We start from the raw sequence: 337 nt of genomic DNA, 5'->3' as shown, positions 1-337 counted from the left end.
CCGACGAATCGACCACCACCACCCGCACACCAGAGACTGCCGAAACCCACTGCGGCACAACATCCCCCGCAGACACCACCACCACCCGCACACCCGCGGACTCCACCTGATACCCCGCCCGCTCCACCGGCGCATCCACCGCCACCGGCACATACTGCCCACCCGCAACAATCACCGCATGAACCGCCACCAACATATCCACGCCACGCTCAACACTCACCGCAACCGCCGACTCCGGCCCCACCCCAACCGAAATCAACTCCCGCGCAAAACAATTCACCCGCGCCGCAAACTCCCGACGAGACACCACCCGCACCCCGTCCACCACCGCAACACC

The 337-nt window shown here is 65.9% G+C and carries 1 protein-coding gene; it reads right to left on the bottom strand.

Annotated elements, in window-relative coordinates:
- Positions 1 to 337 (bottom strand): AMP-binding protein (locus tag HH308_RS29415; RefSeq protein WP_170197838.1); only part of this gene is annotated, 337 nt, incomplete at both ends.

The organism is Gordonia asplenii (assembly GCF_012933505.1).
Taxonomy (GTDB): Bacteria; Actinomycetota; Actinomycetes; order Mycobacteriales; family Mycobacteriaceae; genus Gordonia; species Gordonia asplenii.
The sequence above is the reverse complement of the archived record's forward strand: the minus strand, read 5'-3'. Positions and strand labels throughout refer to the sequence as shown.